Annotated in this window: 12 protein-coding genes; 7 read left to right on the forward strand and 5 right to left on the reverse strand. The window is 70.8% G+C overall.

What is annotated here, in order from left to right; all coding sequences use genetic code 11:
• Positions 1-46: 46 nt before the first annotated feature.
• The 3 genes from argG (at position 47) to HQQ79_RS06170 (ending at position 2,557) form a co-directional block, all read left to right on the forward strand.
• Positions 47-1,489, forward strand: coding sequence for an argininosuccinate synthase (gene argG, locus HQQ79_RS06160; protein ID WP_042540079.1), 1,443 nt, complete (start codon positions 47-49; stop codon positions 1,487-1,489).
• Between the two features lie 259 nt (positions 1,490-1,748).
• Positions 1,749-1,916, forward strand: a complete 168-nt coding sequence (locus HQQ79_RS06165) for a hypothetical protein (protein ID WP_155896891.1) — start codon at positions 1,749-1,751, stop codon at positions 1,914-1,916.
• Between the two features lie 41 nt (positions 1,917-1,957).
• Positions 1,958-2,557, forward strand: coding sequence for a copper resistance CopC family protein (locus HQQ79_RS06170; RefSeq protein WP_173032979.1), 600 nt, complete (start codon positions 1,958-1,960; stop codon positions 2,555-2,557).
• Between the two features lie 192 nt (positions 2,558-2,749).
• Here the strand turns inward: HQQ79_RS06170 and HQQ79_RS06175 are convergent, their stop codons facing one another.
• The gene (locus HQQ79_RS06175; protein ID WP_173032981.1) at positions 2,750-4,180 is read right to left on the reverse strand and encodes an MATE family efflux transporter; all 1,431 of its coding nucleotides are present in this window, start codon (positions 4,178-4,180) and stop codon (positions 2,750-2,752) included.
• A 232-nt stretch (positions 4,181-4,412) separates the two neighbouring features.
• Positions 4,413-4,850, reverse strand: a complete 438-nt coding sequence (locus tag HQQ79_RS06180) for a MarR family winged helix-turn-helix transcriptional regulator (RefSeq protein ID WP_027466582.1) — start codon at positions 4,848-4,850, stop codon at positions 4,413-4,415.
• A gap of 454 nt (positions 4,851-5,304) precedes the next feature.
• Here HQQ79_RS06180 and nadE point away from each other — a divergent pair, with 454 nt between their 5' ends.
• Together nadE and HQQ79_RS06190 are read left to right on the forward strand one after the other, a co-directional pair.
• Positions 5,305-6,132, forward strand: a complete 828-nt coding sequence (nadE, locus tag HQQ79_RS06185; protein WP_071244153.1) for an ammonia-dependent NAD(+) synthetase — start codon at positions 5,305-5,307, stop codon at positions 6,130-6,132.
• Positions 6,133-6,309: 177 nt separating this feature from the next.
• Positions 6,310-7,767, forward strand: coding sequence for an SPFH domain-containing protein (locus tag HQQ79_RS06190; RefSeq protein ID WP_071244079.1), 1,458 nt, complete (start codon positions 6,310-6,312; stop codon positions 7,765-7,767).
• A gap of 33 nt (positions 7,768-7,800) precedes the next feature.
• On the opposite strand, the gene HQQ79_RS06195 is transcribed toward HQQ79_RS06190, so the two are convergent.
• Both HQQ79_RS06195 and HQQ79_RS06200 read right to left on the reverse strand, forming a co-directional pair.
• On the reverse strand, positions 7,801-8,190 hold the full coding sequence (locus HQQ79_RS06195) for a hypothetical protein (protein WP_071244081.1): 390 nt from the start codon (positions 8,188-8,190) through the stop codon (positions 7,801-7,803).
• A 72-nt stretch (positions 8,191-8,262) separates the two neighbouring features.
• Positions 8,263-9,213: a phosphotransferase gene (locus HQQ79_RS06200; RefSeq protein WP_173032983.1), complete on the reverse strand. Its 951-nt coding sequence runs from the start codon at positions 9,211-9,213 to the stop codon at positions 8,263-8,265.
• A gap of 248 nt (positions 9,214-9,461) precedes the next feature.
• On the opposite strand from HQQ79_RS06200, the gene HQQ79_RS06205 reads away from it, so the two are divergent.
• Both HQQ79_RS06205 and HQQ79_RS06210 read left to right on the forward strand, forming a co-directional pair.
• Positions 9,462-11,444, forward strand: coding sequence for an MDR family MFS transporter (locus HQQ79_RS06205; protein ID WP_254066170.1), 1,983 nt, complete (start codon positions 9,462-9,464; stop codon positions 11,442-11,444).
• 77 nt (positions 11,445-11,521) lie between these two features.
• On the forward strand, positions 11,522-12,115 hold the full coding sequence (locus HQQ79_RS06210; protein WP_173032987.1) for a TetR/AcrR family transcriptional regulator: 594 nt from the start codon (positions 11,522-11,524) through the stop codon (positions 12,113-12,115).
• Between the two features lie 222 nt (positions 12,116-12,337).
• Here the strand turns inward: HQQ79_RS06210 and HQQ79_RS06215 are convergent, their stop codons facing one another.
• Positions 12,338-12,613 (reverse strand): GlsB/YeaQ/YmgE family stress response membrane protein, encoded by a 276-nt coding sequence (locus HQQ79_RS06215; RefSeq protein ID WP_027466577.1) that lies wholly within the window; start codon positions 12,611-12,613, stop codon positions 12,338-12,340.
• Positions 12,614-12,647 lie beyond the last annotated feature (34 nt).

A 12,647-nucleotide genomic window follows, 5' to 3' on the forward strand; every position in this document is an offset into this window, starting at 1 on the left:
CGCCCCGGACGGTAGTCGAGCCCGCTGGCCCCGTACGATTGACCCCGTGTCCAAGGTCCTGAGCAGTCTCCCCGTCGGCGAACGAGTCGGCATCGCGTTCTCAGGGGGTCTCGACACCTCCTGCGCCGTTGCCTGGATGCGCGAGAAGGGAGCGATCCCCTGCACGTACACAGCCGACATCGGCCAGTACGACGAGCCGGACATCGACGCCGTGCCGAGCCGCGCCCACGAGTACGGCGCCGAGATCGCCCGACTGGTCGACGCGAAGAGCGCCCTGGTCGAAGAAGGCCTGGTCGCCCTGCAGACGGGTGCGTTCCACATCCGCTCCGGTGGCAAGACGTACTTCAACACGACGCCGCTCGGCCGCGCGGTGACGGGCACGATGCTCGTCCGCGCGATGAAGGAAGACGGCGTCGACATCTGGGGCGACGGCTCCACCTACAAGGGCAACGACATCGAGCGGTTCTACCGCTACGGCCTGATGGCCAACCCGCGCCTGCGCGTCTACAAGCCGTGGCTCGACTCCGAGTTCGTCGAGGAGCTCGGCGGCCGCAAGGAGATGAGCGAGTGGCTCGTCGCCCGCGGGTTCCCGTACCGCGACTCCACCGAGAAGGCGTACTCGACCGACGCGAACATCTGGGGCGCGACGCACGAGGCGAAGAGCCTCGAAGAGCTGTCGAGCGGCCTGGACATCGTCGAGCCGATCATGGGTGTCGCAGCCTGGCGTGACGACGTCGAGGTCGCGACCGAGATCGTCAGCGTCCGGTTCGAGGCCGGTCGCCCCGTCGCGATCAACGGCGTCGAGTACACGGACGCGGTGGCCCTGGTCTACGAAGCGAACGCCATCGGTGGCCGCCACGGCCTGGGTGCGTCCGACCAGATCGAGAACCGCATCATCGAAGCGAAGAGCCGTGGCATCTACGAAGCTCCGGGCATGGCGCTGCTGCACATCGCCTACGAGCGCCTGCTCAACGCGATCCACAACGAGGACACGGTCGCCTCGTACCACAACGAGGGTCGCCGTCTCGGTCGCCTGATGTACGAGGGCCGCTGGCTCGACCCGCAGTCCCTCATGCTCCGCGAGTCGCTGCAGCGCTGGGTCGCCTCCGCCGTCACCGGCGAGGTCACGCTGCGCCTGCGTCGCGGCGACGACTACACGATCCTCGACACCACGGGCCCCGCGCTGTCGTACCACCCGGACAAGCTGTCGATGGAGCGCGTCGGCGACGCCGCCTTCGGCCCGGACGACCGCATCGGCCAGCTCACCATGCGCAACCTCGACATCGCGGACTCCCGTTCGCGGCTCGAGCAGTACGCCGCCGCCGGCCTCATCGGTGGCGCGACGGCCGAGCTCGTCGGCGAGCTCGAGGCGGGCGAGGCCGAGGAGATCCTCGGCGGCGCGATCGTCGCCTCCGACGCCGAGGACGCGATGGGTCGTCGGACGGACCTCGCGTCCGAGGGCGCGGCCTTCGACTCCGGCACCGACTGATCGAGCGGATCCGCGCCCTGGGCGCGACCCCCTTAGGACGGGAGGCCCGGTGCCAGCTGGCACCGGGCCTCCCGTCCGTCCGTCAGCCGCGAAGCGCATCCGCCTCGACGGCGATCCGGCCCGACCGTATCGTTGCGGTACCGGGTCAGTCATCAGGGACTCGTCGTCACGATGCTCCTCACGATCTGTGGGGTCTGGCACAGCGGGTCGACCCGGGCGGATCCGAGATGCGCATCATCTCGACGAAGGGCTGGTCGCCATGACCGCCACCATCCAGAACGCGTGGCACCGCCACGGGCTCCGTTCGCCCGAGGACCTCGCCGCCCTCGTCGCCGAACGCCTCGAAGGAACCGGCCACCAGCTCGTCAGCGTCAGCGAAGCGCGCTACGAGCCCACCTACGCGGACTTCCTCGGCGAGCAGCTCTGACCCCCAGCGGGCTGCCGCTCGGCCGTCGGTAGAGTCTGCGCATGCGCACAGCCCGAACCACCGCGGCGGCACTGGCGATCGTCGCGGCGGGACTGCTGACGCTCGTCGGTGTCCAGCCCGCGTCGGCCCACTCGGCCCTGACCAGCAGTACCCCGGCGGACGGGGCGGTCGTCACCGAACCGCTCGAGTCCGTCGACCTGACCTTCTCGGAAGCGCCGCTCGCCGGCCTCGACGCCGGACTCCGGATCCAGGTGACGGATGCCTCCGGTGCCGACGTCGCCACGGGTGACGTGAGGGTCTCCGGGACGACCATGCGCCGCGCGGTCGACCTCGACCAGGGCAGCTACACGGTGCTCTGGCGGTACGTGTCGCCGGACGGCCACCCGATCGAGGGCACGCTCGCGTTCGAGTACCGGGCCGCAGCCCCGGCGTCGACCCCGAGCGCGAGTGCCACCCCGGCCCCGACGGCGAGCACGGCTCCCACGCCGAGCGCCACCGCGACGGCCACCGGAGCCTCGGACGGTGCTCCGTCCTCGTCGCCGGGCATCGCGCCGGGCGTGTGGATCGGCCTCGGCGCCGGAGCCGTCCTGGTGGCCGGCGCGGTCGTCGTGCTGCTGCTGCGGCGGGGCCGCAGCGCGTAGCGCGCGGGCGCCGCCGCGTCGCGCACTTCGTGAGCAGAAGCGGTCGGGTCGCACGCGCGCATCCGACCGTTCCTGCTCACGAAGCGCACGCGGCGCACGGAACGCGACCTCGCGACGGACGGGAGGCCCGGTGCCGGACCGGCACCGGGCCTCCCGTCCGCACGTGGTGCGTGACGCCGGGGGCGACGCGCCTCACGCCACCGGGGTGGCCTCCAGCGCGGCGTCGGCGCGTGCCGCGCTGCCCTCGGCCAGGCCTCGGGTGATGCGGCCCCGCGTCGCCAGCCAGAGGACGACGGCGGCGACGAACACGATGCCCTCGGTGACGGTGAGTGCCCAGATGATCCCGGAGAGTCCGAACCACAGGTTGCCGGCGATCACGATCGGGATGAACAACACGCCCTGCGCCATCGACAGCACCATCGCGGGCATGACCATCCCGGTCGCCTGGAACAGCGAGGTGAGCAGTCCCGTGAACCCGTTGACGACGGCGGCGACGAGCTGTGCCGTCAGGATCGTCATGCCGATCGCGAGCACCGAGTGGTCACCGGAGAAGATCGTGAAGACCTGCTCGCGGAACACGAACACGGTGCCGGAGAAGACGAGCGCGATGCCGCCGACGGTCAGGGCCGCGGCGCGCAGGCCGGAGCGGAGTCTATCGGCGTCGCCCGCGCCGAACGCGTAGGCGAGCAGCGGCAGCACGCCGATGGTCACGCCCATCACCAGGAACTCCGGCACCTGGGCGATGCGGACCGCGACGCCCATCGCTGCCAGCGGGTCGTCACCGTACGCGGCCGCGAGGTTGTTGAGGACGAGTGTCGTGACGATGAGGAATGCGGACTGCAGCAGCTCGCCGACGCCGATGCCGAACACGGGCTTCAGGATGTCCGCACGCAGGGTGAACCACTTCGGCGCGAAGCTGACATTCTCGCTGTTCCGCTGCAGCCACGTCACCCAGTAGGCGATCGAGACCACGTTGGCCAAGCCCACCGCGAGTGCGGCGCCGCCGACACCCCAGTGCAGCCCCAGGATGAACAGGACGTCGAACACCAGGTTGCCCACCGTGGACAGGACCAGGCCGATCATCGCCTGCCGAGCGGCACCCTCGGAGCGGACGATCTGCTCGAGCGCGAAGGACGCGGCGAGGACGGGGACGAACGCGAGCATCACGGCGACGTACTCGCTCGTGGCGGGGACCGCTGCCGCGTCGGCACCGAGGACGGCGACGAGCGGGCGGAGCAGCAGGAGTCCGACGACGCCGAGCACGGCGCCGGTCACCACGGCTCCCCACAGGGCGAACGAGGCGACGTGCTTGATGTCCCGCGCCTTGTCGGGATCGTGTTCCGATGCTCCGAGCAACCGGGACATCAAGGCGCTGCCGCCGACGCCGAACACCCCGCCCACGGCCATCACGAGGCCGAGCAGCGGCGTGCCGAAGGTGATCGCGGCGAGCAGGGACGTGTCGTGCTGGGCGCCGATGAAGCCCGCGTTGATGACGTTGTACAGGGCGCTGACGACCATCGCGGCGGCCATCGGCACACACAGGTGCACCAGGGCTCGGGCGATCGGCGCAGCGGAGAGGTACCAGCGGTTCGTCGCCGCAGCGGTGGTGGTGGTGGAGGACATGACGGTTCCCTTCCGGGCATGACGGTGGGCGCGCCGACGGACGCCGGCACGGCAGGGGGGGGAGCGCGACCGGCGGGGTCGCGAAGTCGCGGGATCGCGGGGTCGCGGGATCGCGGAGTCGCGAGGGCGCACCGGCGGATCCGGCCGGGAGGCGCGTCGTGCCTGGAGCGGGTCGGTGCGGTGGCGCGGGTGGTGCGGTGGCGCGGGTGGTGCGCTGGTGCGGGTGGTGCGGCTAGCGGGTCGGCGGCGCGAGTTCCGCGGTCACCTTCTGCAGCAGCCGCCGCAGGGTGGCGCGTTCGTCCGCGTCGAGCGGTGCGAGCAGGGAGTCGTCGAGGGCGACCATCGCGTCGGTGAACCCGGCGATGAGGTCGATGCCCGCCTGGGTGGCGTGCACCGTCTTCGTCCGCCCGTTCGTGGCGTCCGGTCGTCGTTCGATCAGGCCACGCCGCTCGAGTCCCTGCAGGAGACTCGAGACGCTGGCCGCGCTGGTCCGGGTGGCCTCGGCGATGTCCCGCTGGATGGCGCCGGGGTGTTCCTGCAGGTACCCGAGCACGAAGGACTGCTCGTGGGTGAGGTCGCGCTCACGGACCCACTCCTCGGCGCCCTTGCGCTGTGCCCATCCGATCCACCGCATGAGCTGGAGCGGTGTCGTGAAGTCCGGTGCCTGCATGATCAGGACTCTAACTGTTAGACATCAAACTGTCAACGATGCCGAATCGGATCATGCCCCCACAACGGGGGTGTCGAGTCCTGCCCGGACCCTGATACCTTCCACAGCAAGCGGCCTCACCAGCCGCCTCCGGCCCGTTCGACGGGCCCCACATCCCCTGGCTGACCACCGGGGGCGGATCAGCGGCGGAGACCCCGTCGGAGGAGGGGGCACCGTGCCACACCACGGATCACCCACCGCGATCCCGGCGCGACGAGTTCGTCGCGCCTGACCAGGACGGGCGCCGGCGGGTACCGGCGTCCGCCTCACCGGGTCCGCGACGCGTTCGGGTCGTCGCGGATCCCCGGGGCGGTGGTGATCGGGTCACCGCCGCCCCGGGACCTCCCGGTTGATCCGATGGACGTCTTCGGGAACCTGCCGGTCCACGGAGCCGGATCGGCGTGATACTGGGGTGGTGCGTGAACTCCAAGCCGCCATCGCAGCGGACCTCAACGTCCAGCCGACCATCGACCCGGAGCAGGAGGTCGCCCGTCGTGTCGGGTTCCTGCGCGACTACCTGCTGACGACCGGGGCGAAGGGGTACCTCCTCGCCATCAGCGGCGGGCAGGACTCCACCCTGGCCGGCCGCCTGACCCAGCTCGCGGTCGAGTCGCTCCGAGCCGAGGGGCACCCGGCCGAGTTCACGACCGTCCGCATGCCCTACCGGGTGCAGGCCGACGAGGACGACGCCCAGCTCGCCCTGCAGTTCATCGCTGCCGACCCGGGCGTCACCGTGAACATCGAGCACGGGGTCGACGGGGTCATGGAGGACACCGCGGCCTCGGGCGTCGAGCTGAGCGACTTCGTGAAGGGCAACGTCAAGGCGCGCATGCGGATGGTCGCCCAGTACGCGATCGCCGGGCAGCGCGGCCTGCTGGTGGTCGGCACGGACCACGCGGCCGAGGCCGTCACGGGCTTCTTCACCAAGTACGGCGACGGCGGCGTCGACCTCACCCCGCTCACCGGGCTGTCGAAGAGCCAGGGGCGGCAGCTGCTCGAGCACCTCGGCGCACCGGCCCGCCTGTACGAGAAGGCGCCCACCGCCGACCTGCTCGACGAACTGCCCGGGCAGACCGACGAGGCGAACCTCGGACTCACCTACGCCGAGATCGACGCCTACCTGCAGGGCCACGACGTGCCGGTCGAGGTCGCCGAGGCGATCGAGTCGCGCTACCGCGCGACGGAGCACAAGCGCCAGGTGCCGGCGACGCCCTTCGACGAGTGGTGGCGTGCGGGCGCGTAGGCGCTGACGCAACCCCGGACGGGAGGCGCGGTGCAGGTGATCCTGCACCGCGCCTCCCGTCTGTTGTCCCCAACCCTCCCCAGCGTGGCCCCGCTGTCCGCGTGCGCTCCTAGGATGGGAGCCAACGGAACAACAGATGCGGAATCCAGGCTGGCGCCTGGTCCTCAAGGGGGAGTCATGGAAGTCCTGTTCGCGCTCGGAGCCGTCCCGCTGATCATCGTGGGGATCATCGTCCTCGCCGTGATCGCGCTGATCTACGCCAAGGTCGTGTACCGCAACGCCGGTGCCGACGAAGCGCTCATCATCACGGGCAAGCGCTCCCGCAAGGTCAAGAACGCCGACGGCACCGAGACCGTCGAGTCCGGCATCAAGGTCGTGCTCGGCGCCGGCGTGCTCGTCCGCCCCTTCTTCGAGAAGGTCGCGAAGCTGTCGCTCAGCTCGCGTGCGATCGACATCAACGTCAACGCGCAGGACTCCCGCGGTGTCACCATCGACGTCGAGGCCGTCGCGCTCGTCAAGGTCGGCGAGACCGACGCCTCGATCCGGGCGGCCGCACAGCGGTTCCTCGGGCAGGAGAAGAAGATCGACGACTTCGCGCGCGAGGTCCTGTCCGGTTCGCTCCGCGCCTCGATCGGTGCGACCGACGTGTCGACCATCATCCGCAAGCGCGATCAGCTCACCGTCGCTGTGCTCGACGTCGCCAAGGACGCGCTGCACAGCCAGGGGCTCGACGTCGACTCGTTCGAGATCAAGGGCATCTCGGACCGCAACGAGTACATCAGCGACCTCGGCCGTGCCGAGCGTGCACGCGTGCGACTCGAGGCCGAGAACGCCGAGGCCCAGGCCGACCGTGAAGCGCGAGAAGCCCGCGCGACCGCCGACCAGGCGATCGCCGAGGCCGAGAACACCCTGGCCATCCGCCGTGCCGCGCTGCAGCTCGACGCCGACCGTGCGTCCGCCGAAGCCGCTGCCGCCGGCCCACTTGCCCAGGCGCGTGCGTCCCAGGGTGTCGTCGAGCAGGAGCAGATCACCGCGCAGAAGCGTGCCGAGCTGCGCCGTGCCGAGCTCGAGTCCGAGGTCTCCGCCGTCGCCGAGGCTCAGGCGCGCAAGACCCGCGTCGAGGCCGAAGCCGCCGCCGGGGCCCAGGTCGAGACCGCACGCGCCCAGGCCGAGGCCCGTCGGATCTCCGCGGAGGCCGTCGCGGCCGAGGCGAAGGCCGAGGCGGACGCCCGCAAGCTCGCTGCCGACGCGTCCCGCGCCGAGGGTGAGGCCGCCGCCGACGCGATCCGTGCGAAGGGTCAGGCCGAGGCCGATGCGACCAAGGCGCAGGCCGACGCGCTCGCCCAGCACTCCGAGGCCGTCCTGCGGGTCAAGGCGATCGAGACGCTGCCGAGCATCGCCCGCGAGCTCGCGGCGCCGATGAGCAACATCGACACGCTCACCGTGGTGTCCTCCGAGGGCGCCGGTGCCCTGTCGAAGAGCGTCGTCAGTCAGTTCAGCGAGGTCGACGCGTTGCTCGGCGCCACCGCCGGGTTCACCCTGAGCGACATCGTGAAGAGCACCACGACGGGACAGGCGGCTGCCCGTGCCGTCGTGCGCGAGCAGTCGGTGCCACAGGTCGAGCCGGCCGAGTAACCGAGCGGGTGCCTGCAGCGGGCGCGACGGGGATCAGCCCTCGTCGTGCCCGTTCTCGTTCTGCGGGTCGCGCTGCTGCGCGCCGGCGTCCTCACGCTCGTCCGCGAGCCGCTGCTGCCACACGACACTGCGGGCCGCACCCTCGAGCACGTCGTCGACGCTGCGACCGCTCTGGGCGGCGAGGGCGCCGCTGAGTCCGGCGGTCAGGGTGCCGCCTGCCGCGGCGAGCCGCTCGACGACCTCCTCCTGCCGAGGGGTCAGGGGTTCGTCGACCAGTTCGTCGATCGTGTCGCGGATGTTCTGCTCGCTCGCGTCCAGTGCCGCCTCGTCGCCGGACTGCAGGGCTGCTGCCTCTCCGACGACGACGAGACCGAGGCGCGCGGCGTCGTCTTCCGGACGCGGGGTGCGGTGCTCGTCAGTCATGCGGTGGACCGTACGCTCCGGTGCGCTGCGCTCCCTGGACACCACGCGTCCCCCGCTCGGGCGGATGCGCTGTCAGGCGGCCCAGCGGCGGAGCAGCCACTCGGCGGCCGCCACGCCCTCGCGCCGTTGGAAGTCGCGGATGGTGGGCATGTTCGGCGGAGCCGGGGGCAGGGCGTGCTCGAAGAACAGTCCGGCGAGCCCGGCCAGCACGGCGTCGATCGTGGCGGCGGGCACCCCGGCGAAGACCGGGTGCGTGGCGAGGTGGTGTTCGACGTCGTCGTCCTCACCGCGGACCAGCGTGTCGAGCAGGTAGGTCAGCGGGTCGAGCCAGTGCGCGCCCACGCTCGCCCAGGGCCAGTCCACCACCCAGACGCGCCCGGCGTCGTCGACGAGCAGGTTGTCCGCTCGGCAGTCGGCGTGCACGAGGTGCTCGCCGTCGACGAGGTCAGCTGCCCCCGACGCCGCGCGGGCGATCGCGGGGCCGGCGTCGAGGACGTGCGGCGGGACGACCTCGGCGACGCGGACGGCGTTCGAGCCGGCAGCCAGCATCCGGTCCCAGGCTCCGAACTCACCGCGCAGGTCCTCGGCGATGCGGGGGAGCGTCGCCAGCCCATCGGTCGCGAGCGGCAGTGTGTGGAGTGCGTCGAGCACGGCCGTCGTGTCCGATCCGTCGAGGTGCTCGCCCGGGTGCTGCCCTGCGACGTCCTCGAGCACGAGCGCGACCCAGTCGTCGCCGTCGACCGTGGCGTGCAGCGCGTCGAGCAGCCGCGGTGCCTGCACGGTGGTCGGCAGCTGGGCCATGACCTCGGCCTCGCGGCGGTGCAGGTCGAGGGCGGCCTCGTTGCGCGAGCGCGACACCGTCTTCACGAAGGCTCGTTCCCCCGCCGCGGTCGTCACCCGGTCGGCGCTTCCGGGCGACCACCCGCTCGCCTGGGACTCGGCGGTCACGACCGGACCGCCCAGCACCCCCTCCACCTGCTGCCGCAGCGTCGTCGGTACGTCGGTCCAGGTGGTTCGCCCCATGCGCCGACGCTACCTGAAAACCCGTACACGAACGTGCACGCTCGGCAACTTTGCGTTGGCGGCAAAGGTGCTGACGGTGTAAAGTTGCAGAGCCTGCAAGGTTGACCCTCGTTCGGGGGTCCCGACCAGGCCGACGACCACCACGCCACATCCCCTGTGAGGAACCCCGAATGTCCACTGCCACCGCACCCGTCGAGGTGTCGCGCGGACGACAGGACTCCCCGGCGAGCACGCCGGGCAAGCCGATCATGTCGCACCGCCAGATCCTGCTCGTCATCTACGGCCTGATGGCGGGCATGTTCCTGTCGTCCCTCGACCAGACCATCGTCGGCACGGCGATCCGCACGATCGGTGACGACCTGCACGGCCTCGACCAGCAGGCCTGGGTCACGACGGCCTACCTGATCGCGTCGACCATCACCACGCCGATCTACGGCAAGCTCTCCGACGTCTTCGGCCGTCGCCCGCTCTACATCTTCGGCATCGCGGTCTTCATCCTCGGGTCGCTGCTCTCGACCCTGTCGACGTCGATGACCATGCTCGCCGCCTTCCGCGCGTTCCAGGGCATCGGTGCCGGTGCGCTGATGTCGCTCCCGCTCGCGATCATGGGCGACATCCTCGCGCCCCGTGAGCGTGCGAAGTACCAGGGCTACTTCCTGGCGGTCTTCGGCATCTCGTCCGTGATCGGCCCGCTCATCGGTGGACTGTTCGCCGGTGCGAGCTCGATCGTCGGCATCACCGGCTGGCGCTGGGTGTTCCTGATCAACGTGCCGATCGGCGTCGCCGCGCTCCTCATGGTGATCGCGTTCCTGCACCTGCCGAAGTTCGGCGAGGCCAAGGCCAAGCCGCGCATCGACTGGTGGGGCGCGACCTCGGTCATCGTCACGCTCGCGCCGCTGCTCCTCGTCGCGGAGCAGGGCCGCACGTGGGGTTGGGGTTCGGCCAGCGCGATCGCCTGCTACGTCATCGGTGCGCTCGGCCTCGTCGCCTTCCTGGTGATCGAGACCCGCATGCAGGACGACGCGATCATCCCGCTCAAGCTCTTCCGCTCGAGCACGTTCTCGATGGCGACCATCCTGGGCTTCCTGGTCGGCTTCGCGATGTTCGGCGCGATGCTCACCATCCCGCTGTACCTGCAGATCGTCACCGGCCTGACGCCGACCGAGTCCGGCTTCGCGACGCTGCCGATGATCGGTGGCCTGATGATCGCCTCGATCGCCTCGGGGCAGATCGTGGCGCGCACCGGCCGCTACCGGATCTTCCCGGTCATCGGCACCGCCCTGGTGTCGCTCGGCTACGTCGTCCTGACGTTCATGACGATCGACAAGCCGCTCTGGTTCCTGATGATCGGCATGTTCCTGATCGGCCTCGGGCTCGGCCAGCTCATGCAGAGCATCACCCTGGCCTCCCAGAACTCGGTGCAGCCGCGTGACATGGGTGTGGCGACGTCGTCCGCCACGTTCTTCCGCCAGATCGGTGGCACGCTCGGCACCGCCGTCCTGCTGTCCGTCCTGTTCTCGCTCATGCCGACGAACATCCTGCACGCCACGGCGGACGAGTCGAACCTCAAGCCCGCCCTCAGTGCGGCGCTCGACCCGGAGGTCGCCAGCGCCAAGGCGAACCAGGGCGTCATGGACCAGATCTGGAACCCGATCGTCACCCCGCTCCAGAAGCAGGTGCAGTCCGGCCTCGACACCGCCACCGACCAGGTGACCCAGGCCACCGCAGGGGCTCCCGACGCCGTGCAGCAGCAGGCGCTCACCGCCGCCGCCGACAAGGCGCACGCCAGCGTGCAGGACGGCCGGCTCGTCGTCGACTGGTCGGACTCGGCGCAGCGCACCTACTGGGTGGACCAGCTCGCACCGGAACTGTCGAAGCAGATCGACAAGGGCGCGAACGACTCGAGCGACTCGAACGCCGAGACGAGCGACACGTCGTACCTCAACGGTGCGGACGCTGCTCTGACCCGGCCGTTCATGTCCGGGTTCAACGCCTCGGCCGTGACCGTCTACTGGGTCGGCTTCGCGGTGATCCTGCTCGCGTTCGTCCTGAGCTTCTTCTTCAAGGCGCCGCCGCTCCGCAAGAGCTCGGCCCTGCAGGAGCAGGCGGACGACGCCGGCACCGCCGACGACCTCGAAGCGCAGGCCGTGCGGGCCGCGGACACGATGGGCTCGCCCACCGCCCCGGTCACCGGTTCGATCCCCGTTCAGGGTGGTCGGGCGCAGGTCTGAGTCACGCCGGGCCTCCTCGTCACAGGACGCGGGGGCCCGGCGTCGCACCAACCCGAGAACAAGACGGAGCGCAGCACGTGCACCAGCCGACCACCACCGAGGCCACCGCCCTGACCGACTGCGGCCTGCGGGAGCGCAAGAAGCAGCAGACCCGGGCCGCCATCCACCGGTCGGCGCTCGCCCTCGTCACCGACCACGGACTCGCCGGGGTGACCGTCGAGCAGATCTGCGCGGACGCCGGGGTCTCCCCGCGGACGTTCTTCAACTACTTCCCGTCGAAGGCCGAAGCAGCCCTCGGATTGCCGGCGACGACGGTCCCGGACACGGCACGCGCAGCGTTCCTCGGTGCCACGGGGCCGCTCGTGTCGGACCTCTGCGACCTCGTCGCGCACACGGTCACCCTGCCGCAGGACCGCCGGCGCATGAAGGAGCTCGTCCGAGCCCGCCCCGAGATGGTCCCGGCGATGATGCAGTGGATGGCGCACGCGCGGCAGACCGTGCTGGCGGTCGCCGCCGAGCGCGTCGACGAGGACACTGCGCGGACCGCGACCACCCTCGTGATGGCCGCCGTGATCGAGTCCGCCCACCGATCAGCGGACGGCTCCCGCGACGAACTGGCTGCGCGGCTGCGCGCGGTCGTCGGCGAGATGGGGCGGCTCGCCACCGCCTGATCAGCGTGACCATCGCGTCGCCCCCGGCGCAGGGGCGACCACGGCCTGGAGGCGCGGTGCCGGGCCGACCCACACCGCGCCTCCAGGCCGTGGCGGACGACACGACCCGGTCGCAGCCCGCAGCGCGCAGTCGGCCCGCACAAGCAAAGTCACCCCGAACCACGTGGAAACGCGGTTCGGGGTGACTGTGGTTGTTCGCCGGTCAGACCGGCAGCGTCGTGCCTAGCGGCGCGAGCCGCGGCCCGCGACGCGGGTGTAGATGAACAGCACAATGATCGCGCCGATGATCGAACCGATGATGCCGGCCGGCTGGAAGAAGCCGTCCATCGGGTCGTGCTGGAAGATCAGGAACCCGAGGAACCCGCCGACGAACGATCCGACGATGCCCAGGACGATCGTCATGAGGATGCCGATGTTCTGCTTGCCGGGGATGATGAGCCGGGCGAGAGCGCCGGCGATGAGTCCGATGATGATCAAGCTGATGATGAGACCGAGCACGGTGTCCTCCTCGTGGGTGCGGTTGCCGCGGCAT

The sequence above is a fragment of the Curtobacterium sp. VKM Ac-2852 genome, assembly GCF_013205045.1.
In the GTDB taxonomy this organism is placed as follows: Bacteria; Actinomycetota; Actinomycetes; order Actinomycetales; family Microbacteriaceae; genus Curtobacterium; species Curtobacterium flaccumfaciens.

Bases quoted from the DNA above. Each gene is read 5' to 3' on its own strand.
- HQQ79_RS06165 (WP_155896891.1), top strand. From the start codon at position 1,749: ATGACCGCCACCATCCAGAACGCGTGGCACCGCCACGGGCTCCGTTCG.
- HQQ79_RS06200 (WP_173032983.1), bottom strand. From the start codon at position 9,213: ATGGGGCGAACCACCTGGACCGACGTACCGACGACGCTGCGGCAGCAG.
- HQQ79_RS06190 (WP_071244079.1), top strand. From the start codon at position 6,310: ATGGAAGTCCTGTTCGCGCTCGGAGCCGTCCCGCTGATCATCGTGGGG.
- HQQ79_RS06195 (WP_071244081.1), bottom strand. From the start codon at position 8,190: ATGACTGACGAGCACCGCACCCCGCGTCCGGAAGACGACGCCGCGCGC.
- HQQ79_RS06205 (WP_254066170.1), top strand. From the start codon at position 9,462: ATGTCGCACCGCCAGATCCTGCTCGTCATCTACGGCCTGATGGCGGGC.
- HQQ79_RS06180 (WP_027466582.1), bottom strand. From the start codon at position 4,850: ATGCAGGCACCGGACTTCACGACACCGCTCCAGCTCATGCGGTGGATC.
- HQQ79_RS06170 (WP_173032979.1), top strand. From the start codon at position 1,958: ATGCGCACAGCCCGAACCACCGCGGCGGCACTGGCGATCGTCGCGGCG.
- HQQ79_RS06175 (WP_173032981.1), bottom strand. From the start codon at position 4,180: ATGTCCTCCACCACCACCACCGCTGCGGCGACGAACCGCTGGTACCTC.